The organism is Rhizobium sp. AQ_MP (assembly GCF_014237835.1).
Taxonomy (GTDB): domain Bacteria; phylum Pseudomonadota; class Alphaproteobacteria; order Rhizobiales; family Rhizobiaceae; genus Allorhizobium.
The window spans coordinates 147933-163841 of sequence record NZ_JACJVI010000004.1 but is presented as its reverse complement, the minus strand read 5'-3'; the positions used below and the strand labels follow the sequence as shown (position 1 = coordinate 163841).

Here is a 15909-nt window from a genome sequence, read left to right as displayed (position 1 = left end):
GCCTGTCAGGAAAACTGTCGGAGGTGTTCACTTACGACGGTCTCGATCACCTCAAGGGGCGGCGTCTCATCCGGATGAACAGGTGAATTCGCCGCCACCACGATTGCTGCCTTCCACAGGGCCCAGGCTCGCGCTCTAGCCCAGCAGGCCTCATCGACGGCAACGGCATCACGAAACTTTGCCCGGCTTTCGCCGTCGAAGTACAGCCAGGTGATGACGAGGTCGCAGGCGGGATCGCCGACTGCCGAAGAGCCGAAATCGATCACGGCTGTGAGCCGCCCGTCCCGCATCAACAGGTTGCCGACAGCGATATCCCCGTGAACCCAGACCGGCTCTCCTTCGAAGGTTGATGCAGCCGCGCGGTCGAGCAGCTCCGCGGCACCTGCCAGGTCGATACGTCCGGCCAGTTTTGAAAGCGCAGTGCGGGCTTCCGGACCGTAGACATCAATGACATCTGCACCCCTGTAGAAGTTATGCGGCCCGGGCGGCGGACCGCCTGTACGGTCTGTTCGCCATAGCGCCTTCAGAAAATCGGCCAGATCCCCTGCAAGCCGGTTGCGGTCGAGCTCCGCCTGCCGTCCAAGCGGCGCCCCTTCAATCCATTCATAGATCGACCAGCGCCAGGGGAAGCGCACATTCGGCATTCCGAGGGCCACGGGCTTCGGGATGACCAGCGGAAGCTGTGGCGCAAGCTTTGATAACCACGCAAACTCCTTCTCCGCCTGCGCGGCATAGGCGGCATCCGAGGGCAGGCGGACCTTATGATGAGCGCCGAGGCGGAACGTCCAGTTGTCCCAGCCGTCGTCCTCGAGTGGCTTGATGGGAAGCTCTGCGAACTCCGGATATTGGTCTTGCAGCAGCAGGCGAACCAGCGCCGTGTCAACGTCGAACTTGCCGGCCTTAAGCTTGTCGCTTCGCTTCATTCTGCCCTCTGCATCGAACTGCGGGAACTTCACACCCTAACCAACGAAGAACGCACCGATCCGCAATTGATAACGCTGTCACGGTATGTGAGGCCTACTTATTTTTCGGCGGTCGCTTAAGTACCCATTAAATCCTGCGGGTTATCCAAGAGAGAGCGGCAAATTTACCGCTTCCTCACCATGATGGTGCCGTGATCACACAATGCCCCATGACATCACCGCGTCGCAATTGCGCGGAGAGTTTTTGCAGGACCGTATCGTGAAGACCAGCTCCAATCTGATGACCAAGATCCTGGTGGTCGCCTCCCTCGTGGTGGTTGCCGCCCTGTCCGGTTTCTCTTTCTATATCGACAGTCTCCAGCGCAAGGCGACGAGCGCGGCCGTCAAGAGCGAGATCGATAGCTCCGGTCTCCAGGCATCCCAGAGTATTGCCAACTGGCTCGGCGCGCGCGTCATGCTGACGGAACTCGCCGGTAATGCGGCCGCGAAGGCGCCCGATGCCGCAGGGATCACGGCAGCCTTCGACAATCCGGTCCTGATCCGCGAATTCATGTCCACCTATGTCGGCGATGAACAGGGCGTGTTCACCAGCGTGCCGGTCCAGCCGCTGCCGGAAGGTTATGATCCGCGCAAGCGCCCGTGGTATCAGGATGCCGTCAAGGCCGACAAAATGGTCCTGACCGACCCCTATGCCGACGCCTCCACAGGCAATCTCATCATCAGCGCCGCCATTCCGGTCAAGAAGGACGGAAAGCTCTACGGCGTCGCCGCTTCTGACTTTTCGCTGACCTCGCTCGTTGCCATGGTCAACTCTGTCGATATGGGCGGCAAGGGCTCTGCCTTCCTCGTCAAGCAGGACGGCACGATCCTCGTTCACCGCGACGGCAACCTCGTCACCAAAACGCTGAAGGATGCCTTCCCGAACCAGACGCCAGCCATTGGCTCCGGCATCACCGAAACCACCTTTGCAGACGCAAACGTCCTCGTCTCCTTCCTGCCGATCAAGGGCCTGCCGCGCGACGACTGGTATCTCGGCGTCCAGATCGACCGCGATCTGGCTTACGCCAGCATCGGCGAATTCCGCACGGCCGCTGCCGTTGCCACCCTCGTCGGCGTCGTCGCCATGATCGCCATCCTCGCAGCCCTCCTGTCGCGCCTCGTCGTCCGTCCGGTCGTCGACATGACCGGCGTTATGGGCAAGCTTGCCGGCGGTGATGTCTCGGCAGAAATCCCTGGCACCGCCCGCAAGGACGAAATCGGCCAGATGGCCGCAGCCGTCGCCGTCTTCCGCGACAACATCATCGAGCGTGGCCGCCTGGCCCGCGAAGCGGATGAAACCCGCACCATGACCGAACAGGAGCGGCGCGAGCGCGAGGCCGCCAAGGCGCGCGAAGCCGAACAGGTATCCTTTGCGGTCCACTCGCTCGCAGACGGCCTCGGCCGCCTCGCCAATGGCGACCTCGTCTCGCGCATCGAGACACCCTTTTCCGGCGACCTCGATCGTCTGCGCGTCGACTTCAACGCCTCCGTGGAAAAGCTGCATGATGCGCTTGCCGCTGTGGGCCGCAACGCGCGCGCCATCGACGGCGGTGCGGCCGAAATCCGCTCGTCGGCCGACAATCTCGCCCGCCGCACGGAGCAGCAGGCAGCCTCGGTCGAGCAGACGGCCGCAGCACTTGAAGAGATCACCACCACCGTCAAGGACAGCGCCCGCCGCGCCGAGGAAGTCGGCCAGCTGGTGACCCGTGCCCGCGCCGGTGCCGAAAAGTCCGGTGAAATCGTCGAAAAGGCAGTCGGTGCCATGCAGGGCATCGAAAAATCTTCCGGCGAGATCTCGAACATCATCGGCGTCATCGACGAGATCGCCTTCCAGACGAACCTGCTCGCGCTGAATGCCGGTGTCGAGGCCGCACGCGCCGGTGAAGCCGGCAAGGGTTTTGCGGTCGTCGCCCAGGAAGTCCGCGAACTCGCACAACGCTCCGCCAACGCCGCCAAGGAGATCAAGGCTCTGATCAGCGCCTCTGGCGATCAGGTCAAGGTCGGCGTCGATCTCGTCAACGAGACCGGCAAGGCGCTGGACGTCATCGTCCGCGAGGTCCAGGAGATCAACGGCCACGTCAACGCCATCGTGACGGCCTCGCGTGAACAGTCGACCGGCCTGCAGGAGATCAACACCGCCGTCAACACCATGGACCAGGGCACCCAGCAGAACGCCGCCATGGTCGAGGAACAGACGGCGGCAAGCCATGGCCTTGCCCAGGAAGCGGCAGCGCTGACCGCTCTGCTCAATCAGTTCCGCATCGACGAACGCGCCGCCGGCGCCTTGCCGCAGACCCGTCGCGCCGCCTGATCCGGCCCATAGGCAACAGCAATCGAGACGGCGCCCCAGCGGCGCCGTTTCCCGTTCATCTCACGCAACACCTGGTCGGTTCAGTCTGTGTTCAGTCTTTGCCGCTAGTCTTTGCAACCGGGATCCGCTTCGGACGTTTGGTAGCCATAAGTGCTGCCGCTACCCTCGCGGTAAGCCCCAATCGAGAATTTGCGTCGAGGTCCTTATGTTGCGTTTGTTTTGTGTCGCCCTCAGCCTGCTTCTCAGCGTGACCGTCTCTGTGGCGGACATGCTGCCCGCCACCGGCGGCTCGATCATCCTCGTCAATGATTCCAATGACGTGATCACCAGCGAAACCTATTCCACCAATCAGCAGAGCCCGCGCGTGCGCCCGCAGCGCTACATCTGCGTCGTCGACCAGTCCGGCAGCGTGGGCGGCGGCGGGCAGGTGTCCTGCCCGGCCAAACCCGGCCGCGTCGGCGGCCGCTGCCGCTGCGCCAACGTGACCGGTTCAGGAACGCTCTACACCTACTGAGCGGATCAGCCCTTGGTCAGCGTAGCCACGGCCTCGACATGCGGCGACCAGAGGAACTGGTCGATCGGCGTCACCTGGTCGACGCGGTAGCCGCCGGTGATCAGGATCGAGAGGTCGCGGGCGAGCGTCAGCGGATTGCAGCTGATGGCAACCACCTTCTTCACCTGCGATCGTGCCAGTTCCGCGCATTGCGCCTCGGCACCTGCGCGCGGCGGATCGAAGACGACGGCGTCGAAGCCCTTGAATTCCGAGGTCATCAGCGGCCGGCGGAAAAGGTCGCGCCGCTCGGCACTCACCGGTTTCAGCCCTTGCGTGTTGCGGGCGGCGAAATCGAGCGCCTTCACCGCCTTCTCGTCGGATTCCACAGCATGCACGGAGGCCTTGCGCGCCAGCCTGAGCGCAAAGGTGCCGACGCCCGCGAAGAGATCGGCAACCTTCTTGGCCTTGCCGATATGCTCGATGGCGAGAGCCGCCATATGTTCCTCGGCCTCATGCGTTGCCTGGGTAAAGCCGCCGGGTGGCAGCACAACGCATGCGCCACCGAAATCCAGCAGCGGCTTGTGAGGCTCGATGACGATCTCGCCATTCGCCGAGACGCGGGCAATGCCCCTGAGCTTGATCACGGCATCTGACACCGCGCGCCGCTCCCGGTCGCCGAGGCCCCCGCGCAAGCCGTCGAGGGAGATGTCGAGCCCCGTCGTCGTCTCCGTCACCGTGATCCGGAAGTGTTCCGCATTGGTCGCTTTCGCGATGATCTTGATCGCGTCCAGCCGGGAGATCAGCCCGTCCGACGCGATGGGACATTCCTCGACCGGCACGACATGATGCGTCTCTGCCTGCATGAAGCCGATGACGAAACCGCTCTCGCGCCGCCGCGCGGTAAACACCAGCCGCCGGCGCTGATGCGGATGGGCTTCGAAGACGTCTCCTACCGGCGCCTCGATGCCCTTCGACTTGAGTGCATCGATCACGATCTGCCGCTTGAAGCCGTTATAGGCGGGCTTGGCCATGTGCTGCAGCGAGCAACCACCACACACACCGCCTTTGCCATCAGGCCCGAAATGCCGGCAGGGTGGCTCGACACGGTCGGGGGAGGGGCTGGCGATCGACATGATCGTGCCCTCGCTCTTCACCCGCGCGATGGAGACGGTCTCGCCCGGCAGCGAGAAGGGCACGAACACCGGGCCATCGGCCCCATGCGCTACCCCATCACCCTTGGCGCCGAGGCTCGAAATCGTGACGGTCTCCGCGCTCATTCGGCGTCCTCGCCGTCTTCATCCCGGTCGGCATCATCGGGCTTGAAGCCCGCGAGCAGGAATTCCTCATTGCCATCGCCACCGGCGATCGGGGAGGGGATGAGACCAAGGCTCGTCCAGCCCATGTCCTCTGTCAGCCAGCGTTCAAGCTCGGCTGCGACCAGCGGCGCCGTTTCCGGCTCCTTCAACAGGCCCGCCTTGCTGATCGCCTCGCGTCCCGCTTCGAACTGCGGCTTGACCAGCAAAAGGCAATGCGCGCCCGGCTCGGCCTGTTCCAGGGCAGGGGCGAGCGCAAGCTTCAGCGAGATGAAGGACACGTCGGAAACGAGAAAGTCGAACGGCTCCTCGTCATAATCCTCCGGCTCTAGATAACGGGCGTTCAGACCTTCGAGATTGGTCACGCGCGGATCGCTGGCGAGCCTTGGATGCAGCTGATCATGCCCGACATCGATGGCCGTCACATGCGCGGCACCGCGCTTCAACAGCACTTCCGTAAATCCACCGGTCGAGGCGCCGACATCGAGACAGTGACGGCCCTCCGGCGAAAGGCCGAAATGGTCGAGTGCCGCAACAAGCTTCAGCGCCGCGCGGGAGACAAAGTCCTGCGCCGGATCGTCGATCTCGAAGGCATGGGTCGCCGCAAAGACAAGGCTGGGTTTCGTCACGACCTTGCCGTCCACCTTCACCGTGCCGCGCTGGATGGCGTCACGGGAGCGGGAGCGGCTGGCGAATAGGCCGAGGGCGACCAGGAGCTGGTCGAGGCGCTGGGGTTCAGGGAGCTTCTTCATGCACCGTCAATGAGCGGAGACGTGGCGCGGCGCAAGTGTTTTTCGCAATCCTGATAGGAACGGCTCGTGGGTGCTGGTGAGATGAGTTGCAAATTTCACGCTTGAGGCCATTCCCGGTTTCATTAGTGATAAGTTAAGCAATCTATTCTAATGTTCTATGGCCGGCGCGATGCGATCCTCCCTCCCAAGCAGCGTGCTCCGACACAAGACTGCAGGCCCTCCTCCTCCTTCCGGCCTGTAGGAATAGAAGCCCCCCGGATTCGGGCCCGGGGGGCTTCATTTTCTTTGGTGGCTCTTGGAATTGCGGTCGGCGCGATGCTCAGGGCACGTAGCGATAGAGCCAGTCGCGAACATCTTCCGGCAGCGCGACCGGCTCTCCGGTTTCACTATCCCGAGCTGTCCAGGTGATATCGATCTCGGCCACCGTCTGGCCTTCCGTCTCCATCTGCACCTCGAAGCCGACCGATTTGCCGCCGATCTTGTCGACGGAAACGATCATGCCAACCGGATCCCCGAGCCTCAACGGCTTGTGCAGGCGGACCTCGAACTTCGTCGGGCTGTAGAGCGGCTCGCCTTCCAGCGGCGGTCGATAGCGCCAGAAGTGGCGCAGCGCCTCCTCGGCGTGGATGATATACGCGGCCGCCTGCATTTCGCCGGTTGGACCGATATCGCGATAGGCAACGACAAGCGTGCTTACCTCCACCCGTTCCATTTCGTCCATGCAGGTCCCCCGGTGTTTTCCGTCCGTTAGCGGCATCTAACGGCATCGCAGTCCGCTTCACAAGCACGTGCAGCCACAGAGTCGCCGGGTCCGCATCTCCATGGCCTGGGTAAAACCCGGATCGGAGGTGGAAGATGACAGGCCGCCGCATTATCTTCTCGCCAACCCCGGAAGGATGCCCATGGCCACCCGTCTCTACGAAAACCCGATCTTCCTCGAGCACAACACGCCCGAAGGCCATCCCGAGCGTGCCGATAGATTACGATCGCTCAACATCGCCCTGGAGCATCCGAATTTTGCCCGTCTCGAACGTGTCGAGGCGAAGCAGGCCAACGAGGATACCGTGACCCTCGCGCACCCCGAGGAGCATCTCTTTGCCGTGATGCGCGAGATCCCGGAGGAAGAGGATCGCATCAACCAGCTGGAGGCCGATACCTACGCTTCGCAGAAGAGCCTGCAGGTGGCGCTGACCGCCATCGGTGGCGCCATCGCCGCCGTCGACGATGTGATGACCGGCAAGGCCGACAATGCTTTCGTCGCGGGGCGCCCACCGGGGCACCATGCCGAAAAAACCAAGGCCATGGGCTTCTGCCTGTTCAACACGGTGGCGATCGCCGCCCGTCATGTGCAGAAGACCTACGGCGTCGAGCGTGTAGCGATCGTCGACTGGGACGTGCACCACGGCAATGGCACCCAGGACATCTTCTGGGACGATCCTTCCGTGCTCTTCTGCTCGACCCACCAGATGCCGCTCTATCCCGGCACGGGCGCCAAGGACGAGACGGGCAAGCACCGCAACATCGTCAATGCGCCGCTCTCCCCGAATGTCGGCTCGGACCATTTCCGCGAGGCCTTCAAGAGCCGCGTGCTGCCTGCGCTGCATGATTTTGCGCCCGACTTCATCTTGATATCCGCCGGCTTCGACGCCCATCACCGTGATCCGCTCGCCCAGATCAATCTGGTCGGCGAGGATTTCGACTGGGCGACGGGAAGGCTGCTCGAAGTCGCCGACCGTTTCGCCCAGAACCGGGTCGTCAGCCTGCTCGAAGGCGGCTATGATCTCGAAGGCCTCGCCGAATCGGCAGGCCTGCACATTCTGAGACTGATGAAGGGTTGAGTATGTCCGACGCCGTAACCGCCGATCTCTCCGGCTATTCCTTCGAAAAGGCCGTGGCCGAGCTCGAAAGCATCGTCGCCCGCCTCGAACGCGGTGACGTGGCGCTCGACGAGTCCATCGCGATCTACGAGCGCGGCGAACTTCTGAAGAAGCATTGCGAGCAGCTCTTGTCGGCTGCCGAAAACCGCATCGAGAAGATCCGCCTCGATCGCGCTGGCAAGCCGACCGGCGTCGAGCCCTTGGATGGTGCGTAAGCGGCAGGGGGCATTCCCGCGCGCTCTTCAACGCTGACCATCAAATGCAGAATGGCCCCTCGCGGGGCCATTCGTCGTTTTCGTATCGGAAAGGGTTGAGCCTTACTCGGCCGGGTTCCGCGCTTCGACAGCCTTGGCCTCTGTCTGCTGCGCACCGCTCCCCGTCTTCCACAGCGAATAGCCAACGCCCACGCCAAGGATCAGGAAGGTGATGCCGAGCGACCACTCCGGCGGGAACTTCTCCCAGCCCATGCCCCAGGCAATGAAGATCTTCGAGCCGATGAACATCAGCAGCACCGACAGGGCATATTTGAGATAGGCGAAGCGGTGCAGGATGGCATCCAGTGCGAAATAGAGGGCGCGCAGACCCAGGATCGCGAAGATGTTCGAGGTGTAGACGATGTACGGATCGGTCGTGATCGTGAACACGGCCGGCACGGAGTCTACGGCGAACACCAGGTCGGCGATCTCGATCATGACGAGCGCCAGCAGGAGCGGCGTGGCAAAACGCTTGATCTTGCCCGTCACCGGATCCGGCTTCTTGACGAAGAAGTCGTGACCATGGATCTCTTCCGTCACGTTCATCCGCCGCTTGAGGAAGCGGATCAGGCCGTTCTCCTCAATCTTGTGTTCCTTGTCGGCGACGAACAGCATCTTGATGCCCGTGAGGATCAGGAAGCCGGCGAAGAAGTAGAGAACCCAGTGATACTGATCGACGATGGTCGCACCCAGGCCGATCATGATGCCGCGCAGCACGATGACCCCGAGAATACCCCAGAACAGCACGCGATGCTGATATTCGCGCGGGATGGCGAAGAAGCCGAAGATCAGTGCGATGACGAAGATATTGTCCATCGCCAGGGTCTTTTCGACCACAAAGGCGGTCAGGTACTGGGCGGTCGCTGTCGTATCCATCTGCCAGTAGATGAAACCTGAGAAGGCGAGGCCCAGCGTGATATACATGGCCGAAAGCTTCAGGCTCTCGGCGATGCCGATTTCATGGTCGTCCTTGTTCAGAACGCCGAGGTCGAAGGCGAGAAGCGCCACGACGAGGAAGATGAACAGCAACCACATCCACAGTGGCTTGCCGAGAAACAGGATGAGCAGGAGTTCCAATTGTATGACCTCTGTTGCATTGACCCGGCTCGATGCAATGCACGCACGGTCTCGCTGAAGAGAGGTCCGGTCCGGGCATGACATCGAGCGTGCTCGATGCGGTCCGACATCACGAGGGAAATCCGTCGTCAGAGGGGCCCGGTCCGCAGAAGCGCAGATGGGGCCTGGGAGGAAAAATTCAAGACCGTCGACGAGAAAAAAACACAGGAATGACACAATTCGTCATTCGCTCTGGCGTTGCGTCAGAGGGCAATCACAGTGCGAATTTCGTCATAGCCGGTGGAAAGCGCCAGCCCCTCTCGTGCGATCAACCCTGCTGCCGTCAGAAGCTCGACATCCTCGTGAACACGCCGGTAGTCGCGCTTCAGGTTGCGGGCAAGAGCCGCGACGCTTTCCTGAGGGTTACGGTGAAGATAGCGCAGCAACTCCAGCCGCTTTGCCGTCATGGTGCGCGCAAACGCGTCCCAGTCGACAAAGGTCAGGTGATCCTCGTGGACAGGCTCGCCATCCTGGTGACGGCGCAAGGCGTCTCCGACCCGTGCCTGGAGGGCGTCAAATCCGCCGCCGACATGAACGTTCAGTTCTCTCGTCATATCGTTTCTCCTCGCAACCGTTCGACATCGGCTCGGAAATCTCTGAGAAGCTGCTCAATGCCTACGAACGCATAGGGTGTCTCGATCTCACCATGATGCCTGTGGTCACCCTTGCCACGTTCATTGTCGTAGCAAACCAGCCGTTCGCCCGGATATCCATAGAACAGCGCATACTTGTATAGGTGAGGTGACGGCGGGACCGGATCAGGCACCGACCAGATCCGAACTTCCAGAATGGCACCATCACCGAAGACCATCCGTTCTCGGACAATCAGATCCGCCTTCATGGCCAACTATGACATTGGCCGCCATAGGCGTCAATGCGGCTGGCTATGCTCTCGCTCTAAGCGCACCCGCCACGCGGTGAATATGCTCCGCCCCAATCCCGCAGCAGCCGCCGATCATCGTGGCACCCGCTTCGGCCCAGTTGCAGGCAAAACGCGAATAAACATCGCCGGTCAGGTCCTGGCGGGTGTCATGCAGTCCCTCGTTCGCAGCCTTCTCGTCAATCTCGCTCTCGAAGGCATTGGCATAGACGCCGATCCGCAGCTTGGATCCTTTTTCGGCAAAGACTGCCGATGCGGTCTCGACCGCCTTCTGCATCACTTCCGGCTTGGCGCAGTTGAAAAGCAGAGCCGCAGCACCCGAGCCCGCTGCCCATTCTGCAGCTTGCCGAACGGTCTCACCCGAACGCAGCTTCGGTTCTGCCCCGGCCACCTGAGCCGGATCATCGGCGAGCGTGAACGAAATCCAGAAGGGCTTGGGCTGCCCTTCGATAGCCTTGCGGACCGCCTCACCCTCGGCAATCAGGCTGAGCGTTTCGCCGAGCCAGACATCGACATGGGGGGCGAGATTGTCGACCAGGATCTTCAGATAGTCCTGCACAGTCGACGGATCGAAATTCTCCGGCTCGTAAGAGCCGAAGATCGGCGGCAGGGAGCCGGCCACGACCACCTTGCGGCCCGCCGCATCCGCAGCCTCGCGTGCCAGCTGGCCGGAGAGCGCGATGAGGGAAGGCCCCTCCGCGCGAAACCGTTCTTCGCCGATATGGAAGGGTACCAGAGCATAGGAATTGGTGGTGACGACATCGGCACCGGCGGCAATGAATTCCGCATGCACCTGACGAACGATCTCGGGGCTGTTCATCAGCGCCAGCGCGGACCATTCCGGCTGCTTCAGCTCCGCACCGAGCCGGAGAAGTTCGCGGCTCATGCCGCCGTCAAGGATGATGGTTTCTGCCATGGACAAGTCTCCGTCGGATGCGGTCAGGGGGTAAGCGCCTGGTCGAGATCGGCGATGATATCTGCCGGGGTCTCAAGGCCGATCGACAGGCGAAAGAGCCCGTCGCCGGCATAGGCGCGGTAATCGGAAAGGGCCTCGCCGGTCAGGCGGAAGGTCGAGGTCATCATCTCCTCGGTGTCGAGCAGCACCACGAGGCTGCGCTGGTGGCCGAGGGAGAAGGCGTAGTGGATGACGCGCAGTCGCTCCGCGAGCCTATCGGCCGCGGCACGGGGACTTCGCGTGCGAAAGCCGATCATGCCGCCGAACACATCCATCTGGCGTTTGGCGAGATCATGCTGCGGGTGGGACGTGAGACCTGGATAGATCACACGCTCGACCTCCGGATGCCCTTCCAAGAAGGTTGCGACAGCCAGAGCGCTGTCCGATGCCATGCGCAGGCGTGGATAAAGCGTGTCGACGCCCCGCATGATCAGCCAGGCCGACTGTGCCGACAAAGAAGCGCCGAGATAGACGCCGGCGCGGCCACGGATGCGCGCTATCAACTCCTTGCGCCCGATCACGGCCCCGCCCAGCACGTCGCCATGGCCGTTGATGAACTTGGTCAGCGAATGGATGACAAGATCGACGCCGAGCGCGAGCGGCCGCGTGGCCACCGGCGTTGCGAAGGTTGAATCGACCGAGATCAACGCGCCGTGTCTATGCGCGATGGCCGCCAGCGCCTTGAGGTCAACGATGCGCAGGATCGGATTGATGGGGCTTTCGCAATGCACAAGCCGGGTATTTGGCCGCATGGCGGCTTCAACCAGATCAAGCCGCGCCATGTTGACCGGTGTCACCTCGATGCCGAATTCCGGCAGAATCCGCTGGGTGAGTTCGGCAGCGCCCGCATAGCAGACATCCGAGACCACGAGATGGTCTCCGGCCTTGAGGAAGGTGAACAGCGTACCCGTGATCGCCGCCATGCCCGTCGCCGTCGCCAGCGCATCCTCCGCACCTTCGAGAGCTGCCAGCCGCTGCTCCAGCTGCCGCACGGTGGGGTTCGTCCAGCGGGCGTAGAGATAGGGAAGATCGGCGAGATCCTCGACGCCATCGGCGGAGAAGGCGCCATCGCCGGGCATCAGCGCATTGTTGACCGACATCGAGACATTGGGCGCAATCGCTCCGTTCGCCGGATCGATCACCAAGCCGGCATCGAGCGCCCGGGTCTCGGGACCGGCAGACGCGGGCAGGGGATGGGTCACGAAGACTTTCGTCATGGCATTTTACTTTCGGGCCACCTCAGCGGCGGATCGGCACCTGCGCCTCGACCACCCCGAAGGCGCGGGTGATCAGGGCCGTGAGCGCGACATAGAAGAGGGTGACGACGAGCAGTGGCTCGTAGACGAGGAGCGTGTCCTGCCGGACCTTGAAGGCGACCGCATAGAGATCCATCACGGTCACGGTGAAGGCGAGCGGTGTGGCCTTGAGCTGCAGCACGATCTCGCCGGCAATCGTCGGCAGCGCCGTGCGGATCGCCCGCGGTAGCCAGATGCGCCGGATCAGCATCAACGGGCTCATGCCGAGCGAGCGTCCTGCTTCCAGCTCGCCCTTCGGCACGGACAGGAGCGCCCCGCGCAGCACTTCCGACTGATAGGCGGCAAAATTCAGCGTGAAAGAAACGGCGGCAAAAAAGAAACCTTCGCGCAGGATCGGCCATAGGAAGCTCTGTCTTAGCCCCGGCACCATCGGCAGCAGCGAGCCCACGCCGTAGTAGAGCAGCCAGAGCTGGATCAGTAGTGGCGTCCCGCGAAACACGGTCGAATAGCCGCGCGCGAGATTGCGGGCAAGAGGGCCGCCGCTCACCATGGCAAAGGCAAGCCCCACGGCCAGCACGAAGCCGAAGCCGACCGAAATCACCAGCAGCGAAACGGTCTGGAAGGCGCCCTCGATCAGAAGCGGCCAGTATTTCGCGATCCATTCGAAATTCATCTGTGCCCCTCCCTCAATGCGCCGGCTTCTGGCCCCGGCGCACGCGGCGCTCGATGCCATGGAAGACGAGGTTGGAGAGAAGGGTAATGACCAGATAGAGAACGGCTGCCGCCAGGAAGAAAAGGAAATATTCCTTGGTATTGGCGCCCGCGAGACGCGTCGTCAGCGCCAGTTCCTGATAGCCGACCACGGCAACGAGCGCGCTATCCTTGGTGACCGACATCCAGAGATTGGCCATGCCCGGCAGGGCGTTGGGAAGCAGTGCCGGCAGCGTCACCCGACGAAAGCGCAGGAGCGGCGACATGCCGAAGGCCCGAGCCGCCTCGAGCTGCCCGCTGGGGATCGCCAGGATCGCGCCGCGCAGCACTTCGGTCATATAGGCGCCCTGAACGAAGCCGAGCACGGCAACCGCCGCCACAAACCCGTTGACCTCGATCGGCGGCAGGCCGAAGGCCATCAGCAGTCGGTTGAGGCCATCGGTCCCGGCATAATAGAGCCCGACGATCAGGATCAGTTCCGGCACCGCCCGAATGATCGCCGTATAGCCTTTGAGGATCAGACCCACCGGTCGGTTATCGGAAAGCTTGCCCAGGGCCCCGAACAACCCGATGACAAGCCCGATCGAAAAGGCACAAGCCGAGATGGCGACGGTCGTCGCAGCACCGGTCAACAGCGCGCCGCCCCAGCCCGGAGGCTGAAGCGCCAGCAATTGCCACGCCGTCATCGACCCAGTCGCCATCTCGTTCCCGGCCCCCGCCGATTACTGGCCGTAGACGTCGAAGGTGAAATAGGCCTTCGTGATCTCGTCATACTTGCCCGAGGCGCGCACAGCGGCGATGGCCGCATTCAGCTTGGCCTTCAGTTCGGTGTCTTCCTTGCGCAGGCCACCGCCGATGCCGGTGCCGAGAACCGCGGGATCAGCCGCAACGTCGCCCATGTCGGCGCAGCAATCCTTGCCGAAGTCGGTTTTCAGGAAGTCAGCCAGCGGGATGGCGTCGCCGAAGACATAGTCGATGCGGCCGGCCGCGAGATCCTGGAAAGCTTCGTCGAGCGTGGCATAGGTCTGCTCTTCTGCCTTGTCGGCGAAGTATTTCTTGAAATACTCCGACTGCACCGTGGACACCTGGATGCCGATGGTCTTGCCTTCGACCGCTTCGGGCGTCGCACCCGGCGTGCCGTCCTTCGGTCCGATCAGCTTGCTCGGCGTGTTGTAGTATTTGTCGGTGAAGTCGATCGTCTTCAGCCGCTCCTCGGTGATCGACATCGACGACCAGATGACGTCGAACTTCTTGGTCTGCAGCGCCGGAATCAGGCCGTCCCAGGAAACGTCGACGATCGAGCAGGTCTCCTTCATCTCCGCGCAGACGGCGTTCATCAGATCGATTTCCCAGCCCTTCCAGGTGCCCGAAGCATCCTTGGCGAAGAAGGGCGGATAGGCCTCGTTCATGATGCCGAAGCGGACTTCGGCCTGGGCGGTGACGGCGGTTGCCGCAAAGGCGGCACCGGCGAGCAGAAGGGAGATCATTTTCATCGTCGTTTTCCCCGATTGGTTGGTTGGTTCTGGATCTGTTTTCAAGCAGTCCCGCGCCCGCCAAGGCTGCGGGTGAATTCGCGGCAACGGGCGCTTTTCGGATCGCCGAAGACCTGGTCTGGCGACCCCTCTTCCTCGACGCGTCCCTTGTCGAGGAACATCACATGGCTCGAAACCTCGCGGGCAAAGCTCATCTCGTGGGTGACGATGAGCATCGTGCGGCCCTCTTCTGCGAGATCGCGGATCACCTTCAGCACTTCGCCGACAAGCTCCGGATCGAGCGCCGAGGTCGGTTCGTCGAAGAGCATCACGGCCGGATCGACGCAAAGCGCACGCGCAATCGCCGCCCGCTGCTGCTGGCCGCCGGAGAGAAAGGCGGGATAGGCATCGCGCTTGTTGTAGAGCCCGACTTTGGCGAGCAGTGCTTCGGCCTTCTCGACTGCCTCGCGGCACGGCATTTTCAGAACATGGACGGGCGCCTCGATGACGTTTTCGAGCACAGTACGATGAGCCCACAGATTGAAGCTCTGGAACACCATGCCAAGCCCGGTGCGCAGCCGCTCCAGTTGCTTTCGGTCGGCGGCCTCCAGGCTGCCCTTGCGGGAGGGGCGAAGCTTCAGCTCCTCGCCGCCGACAACGATGCGGCCCCGGTCAGGCGCTTCCAAGAGGTTGATGCAACGGAGAAACGTGCTCTTGCCGGATCCGGACGAGCCGATGATCGAAATCACGTCGCCGCGATGGGCCGTCGCCGAGATGCCCTTGAGAACCTCGATGCCGGCGAAACTCTTGGTGATGTCGTGCACGTCGAGCGCGGCCGGGGTGGTCCCTGTCATCTTGATCCCAGGTCATTTGGCAATTGCGCGACCATAGGAGGCTGGCGCTGCGGATTATGGGCGCATTTAAGCTCGAAGGCGGGAAAATCCTGCATGAAAGCTGGAGATGGTGCGGAAAGATGGCGCGCATCTGCGAAATCGGGTAATCGAGCGAAAACGAGGTCGCGCAAGGAGGGGGAACCATGCCGGATAAGCTCGATCAATTCGACCGCAGCATTCTGGAGGTGGTCCAGCGGGATTGCCAGCTCAAGGCGGAAGCGATTGCCGACAAGGTCGGCCTATCGCCATCGGCCGTGCAGCGCAGGCTTCGCCGTCTCCGTGACGAGGGTGTCATCACCGCAGAGATCGCCGTGGTGAACCGTAAGGCGACCAGTTTCCCGATGACCTTCATCACCGGAATGGAGATCGAGCGGGACAATTACGACGCGCTGGCCCGCTTCCGCGCGTGGGCCGACAGGCAGGAGCATGTGCAGCAGGTCTACTACGTCACCGGTCAGGTCGATCTCGTCGCGATCATTACGGCCCGGGATGTGGAGCACTACGACGATATCAGCGCGCAGCTGATGGCGGAAAACCCGCAGATCCGCCGCATGCACACCAATGTCGTGTTACGCGATGTGAAGGTTGGATTGCACATCCCGGTTCGGGAGTAGCCGGCCACGAAAGAACGAGCCTTATAGGCTCACTTATCCCGGCAGCATCT

18 protein-coding genes are annotated in these 15909 nt (G+C 62.4%); 5 read left to right on the top strand and 13 right to left on the bottom strand.

Going from position 1 to position 15909, the window contains the following annotated elements; all coding sequences use genetic code 11:
• Positions 1 to 5: 5 nt before the first annotated feature.
• Positions 6 to 923, bottom strand: coding sequence for an aminoglycoside phosphotransferase family protein (locus H6M51_RS08820; RefSeq protein WP_185809512.1), 918 nt, complete (start codon positions 921 to 923; stop codon positions 6 to 8).
• Positions 924 to 1182: 259 nt separating this feature from the next.
• Here H6M51_RS08820 and H6M51_RS08815 point away from each other — a divergent pair, with 259 nt between their 5' ends.
• Together H6M51_RS08815 and H6M51_RS08810 are read left to right on the top strand one after the other, a co-directional pair.
• Complete coding sequence (locus H6M51_RS08815) at positions 1183 to 3273, top strand: methyl-accepting chemotaxis protein (protein WP_185809511.1); 2091 nt, start codon at positions 1183 to 1185, stop codon at positions 3271 to 3273.
• A gap of 205 nt (positions 3274 to 3478) precedes the next feature.
• The gene (locus H6M51_RS08810; RefSeq protein ID WP_185809510.1) at positions 3479 to 3787 is read left to right on the top strand and encodes a hypothetical protein; all 309 of its coding nucleotides are present in this window, start codon (positions 3479 to 3481) and stop codon (positions 3785 to 3787) included.
• 5 nt (positions 3788 to 3792) lie between these two features.
• Here H6M51_RS08810 and H6M51_RS08805 read toward each other — a convergent pair whose 3' ends face one another.
• From H6M51_RS08805 to H6M51_RS08795, 3 genes are all read right to left on the bottom strand, one after another.
• Entirely contained in the window at positions 3793 to 5043 is a 1251-nt protein-coding gene (locus H6M51_RS08805) for a class I SAM-dependent RNA methyltransferase (RefSeq protein ID WP_185809509.1), read from the bottom strand.
• Positions 5040 to 5831 (bottom strand): TlyA family RNA methyltransferase, encoded by a 792-nt coding sequence (locus H6M51_RS08800; protein WP_185809508.1) that lies wholly within the window; start codon positions 5829 to 5831, stop codon positions 5040 to 5042. Before H6M51_RS08800 ends, H6M51_RS08805 begins: the two co-directional genes overlap by 4 nt.
• A gap of 319 nt (positions 5832 to 6150) precedes the next feature.
• On the bottom strand, positions 6151 to 6552 hold the full coding sequence (locus H6M51_RS08795) for a thioesterase family protein (RefSeq protein WP_185809507.1): 402 nt from the start codon (positions 6550 to 6552) through the stop codon (positions 6151 to 6153).
• 181 nt (positions 6553 to 6733) lie between these two features.
• Between H6M51_RS08795 and H6M51_RS08790 the strand changes: the two genes are divergently transcribed.
• Together H6M51_RS08790 and H6M51_RS08785 are read left to right on the top strand one after the other, a co-directional pair.
• Positions 6734 to 7669 carry a histone deacetylase family protein gene (locus H6M51_RS08790; RefSeq protein WP_185809506.1) on the top strand — a complete coding sequence of 312 codons (936 nt, stop codon included), beginning with the start codon at positions 6734 to 6736 and terminating at the stop codon, positions 7667 to 7669.
• Positions 7670 to 7671: 2 nt separating this feature from the next.
• Positions 7672 to 7923 carry an exodeoxyribonuclease VII small subunit gene (locus H6M51_RS08785; protein WP_185809505.1) on the top strand — a complete coding sequence of 84 codons (252 nt, stop codon included), beginning with the start codon at positions 7672 to 7674 and terminating at the stop codon, positions 7921 to 7923.
• Positions 7924 to 8025: 102 nt separating this feature from the next.
• Here H6M51_RS08785 and H6M51_RS08780 read toward each other — a convergent pair whose 3' ends face one another.
• From H6M51_RS08780 to H6M51_RS08740, 9 genes are all read right to left on the bottom strand, one after another.
• Complete coding sequence (locus H6M51_RS08780; RefSeq protein WP_407073572.1) at positions 8026 to 9045, bottom strand: TerC family protein; 1020 nt, start codon at positions 9043 to 9045, stop codon at positions 8026 to 8028.
• A gap of 236 nt (positions 9046 to 9281) precedes the next feature.
• Positions 9282 to 9632 (bottom strand): hypothetical protein, encoded by a 351-nt coding sequence (locus H6M51_RS08775; RefSeq protein WP_185809503.1) that lies wholly within the window; start codon positions 9630 to 9632, stop codon positions 9282 to 9284.
• Positions 9629 to 9919 carry a DUF6516 family protein gene (locus H6M51_RS08770; RefSeq protein ID WP_185809502.1) on the bottom strand — a complete coding sequence of 97 codons (291 nt, stop codon included), beginning with the start codon at positions 9917 to 9919 and terminating at the stop codon, positions 9629 to 9631. Before H6M51_RS08770 ends, H6M51_RS08775 begins: the two co-directional genes overlap by 4 nt.
• A 43-nt stretch (positions 9920 to 9962) precedes the next feature.
• Complete coding sequence (locus tag H6M51_RS08765) at positions 9963 to 10874, bottom strand: homocysteine S-methyltransferase family protein (RefSeq protein ID WP_185809501.1); 912 nt, start codon at positions 10872 to 10874, stop codon at positions 9963 to 9965.
• A gap of 23 nt (positions 10875 to 10897) precedes the next feature.
• Entirely contained in the window at positions 10898 to 12130 is a 1233-nt protein-coding gene (locus H6M51_RS08760; protein ID WP_185809500.1) for a PLP-dependent aspartate aminotransferase family protein, read from the bottom strand.
• 22 nt (positions 12131 to 12152) lie between these two features.
• A complete protein-coding gene (locus tag H6M51_RS08755) occupies positions 12153 to 12842 on the bottom strand; it encodes an ABC transporter permease (protein ID WP_185809499.1) in 690 nt (229 codons plus the stop codon).
• Positions 12843 to 12855: 13 nt separating this feature from the next.
• The gene (locus H6M51_RS08750; RefSeq protein ID WP_185809498.1) at positions 12856 to 13581 is read right to left on the bottom strand and encodes an ABC transporter permease; all 726 of its coding nucleotides are present in this window, start codon (positions 13579 to 13581) and stop codon (positions 12856 to 12858) included.
• A gap of 21 nt (positions 13582 to 13602) precedes the next feature.
• Positions 13603 to 14373 carry a transporter substrate-binding domain-containing protein gene (locus tag H6M51_RS08745; protein ID WP_185809497.1) on the bottom strand — a complete coding sequence of 257 codons (771 nt, stop codon included), beginning with the start codon at positions 14371 to 14373 and terminating at the stop codon, positions 13603 to 13605.
• A gap of 41 nt (positions 14374 to 14414) precedes the next feature.
• The gene (locus tag H6M51_RS08740) at positions 14415 to 15206 is read right to left on the bottom strand and encodes an ABC transporter ATP-binding protein (RefSeq protein ID WP_185809496.1); all 792 of its coding nucleotides are present in this window, start codon (positions 15204 to 15206) and stop codon (positions 14415 to 14417) included.
• A gap of 182 nt (positions 15207 to 15388) precedes the next feature.
• Here H6M51_RS08740 and H6M51_RS08735 point away from each other — a divergent pair, with 182 nt between their 5' ends.
• A complete protein-coding gene (locus H6M51_RS08735) occupies positions 15389 to 15859 on the top strand; it encodes an Lrp/AsnC family transcriptional regulator (protein ID WP_185809495.1) in 471 nt (156 codons plus the stop codon).
• Positions 15860 to 15909 lie beyond the last annotated feature (50 nt).

Bases quoted from the DNA above. Each gene is read 5' to 3' on its own strand.
- H6M51_RS08765 (WP_185809501.1), bottom strand. From the start codon at position 10,874: ATGGCAGAAACCATCATCCTTGACGGCGGCATGAGCCGCGAACTTCTC.
- H6M51_RS08760 (WP_185809500.1), bottom strand. From the start codon at position 12,130: ATGACGAAAGTCTTCGTGACCCATCCCCTGCCCGCGTCTGCCGGTCCC.
- H6M51_RS08740 (WP_185809496.1), bottom strand. From the start codon at position 15,206: ATGACAGGGACCACCCCGGCCGCGCTCGACGTGCACGACATCACCAAG.
- H6M51_RS08750 (WP_185809498.1), bottom strand. From the start codon at position 13,581: ATGGCGACTGGGTCGATGACGGCGTGGCAATTGCTGGCGCTTCAGCCT.
- H6M51_RS08770 (WP_185809502.1), bottom strand. From the start codon at position 9,919: ATGAAGGCGGATCTGATTGTCCGAGAACGGATGGTCTTCGGTGATGGT.
- H6M51_RS08735 (WP_185809495.1), top strand. From the start codon at position 15,389: ATGCCGGATAAGCTCGATCAATTCGACCGCAGCATTCTGGAGGTGGTC.
- H6M51_RS08755 (WP_185809499.1), bottom strand. From the start codon at position 12,842: ATGAATTTCGAATGGATCGCGAAATACTGGCCGCTTCTGATCGAGGGC.
- H6M51_RS08800 (WP_185809508.1), bottom strand. From the start codon at position 5,831: ATGAAGAAGCTCCCTGAACCCCAGCGCCTCGACCAGCTCCTGGTCGCC.
- H6M51_RS08810 (WP_185809510.1), top strand. From the start codon at position 3,479: ATGTTGCGTTTGTTTTGTGTCGCCCTCAGCCTGCTTCTCAGCGTGACC.
- H6M51_RS08785 (WP_185809505.1), top strand. From the start codon at position 7,672: ATGTCCGACGCCGTAACCGCCGATCTCTCCGGCTATTCCTTCGAAAAG.
- H6M51_RS08805 (WP_185809509.1), bottom strand. From the start codon at position 5,043: ATGAGCGCGGAGACCGTCACGATTTCGAGCCTCGGCGCCAAGGGTGAT.
- H6M51_RS08795 (WP_185809507.1), bottom strand. From the start codon at position 6,552: ATGGACGAAATGGAACGGGTGGAGGTAAGCACGCTTGTCGTTGCCTAT.
- H6M51_RS08820 (WP_185809512.1), bottom strand. From the start codon at position 923: ATGAAGCGAAGCGACAAGCTTAAGGCCGGCAAGTTCGACGTTGACACG.
- H6M51_RS08790 (WP_185809506.1), top strand. From the start codon at position 6,734: ATGGCCACCCGTCTCTACGAAAACCCGATCTTCCTCGAGCACAACACG.
- H6M51_RS08775 (WP_185809503.1), bottom strand. From the start codon at position 9,632: ATGACGAGAGAACTGAACGTTCATGTCGGCGGCGGATTTGACGCCCTC.
- H6M51_RS08745 (WP_185809497.1), bottom strand. From the start codon at position 14,373: ATGAAAATGATCTCCCTTCTGCTCGCCGGTGCCGCCTTTGCGGCAACC.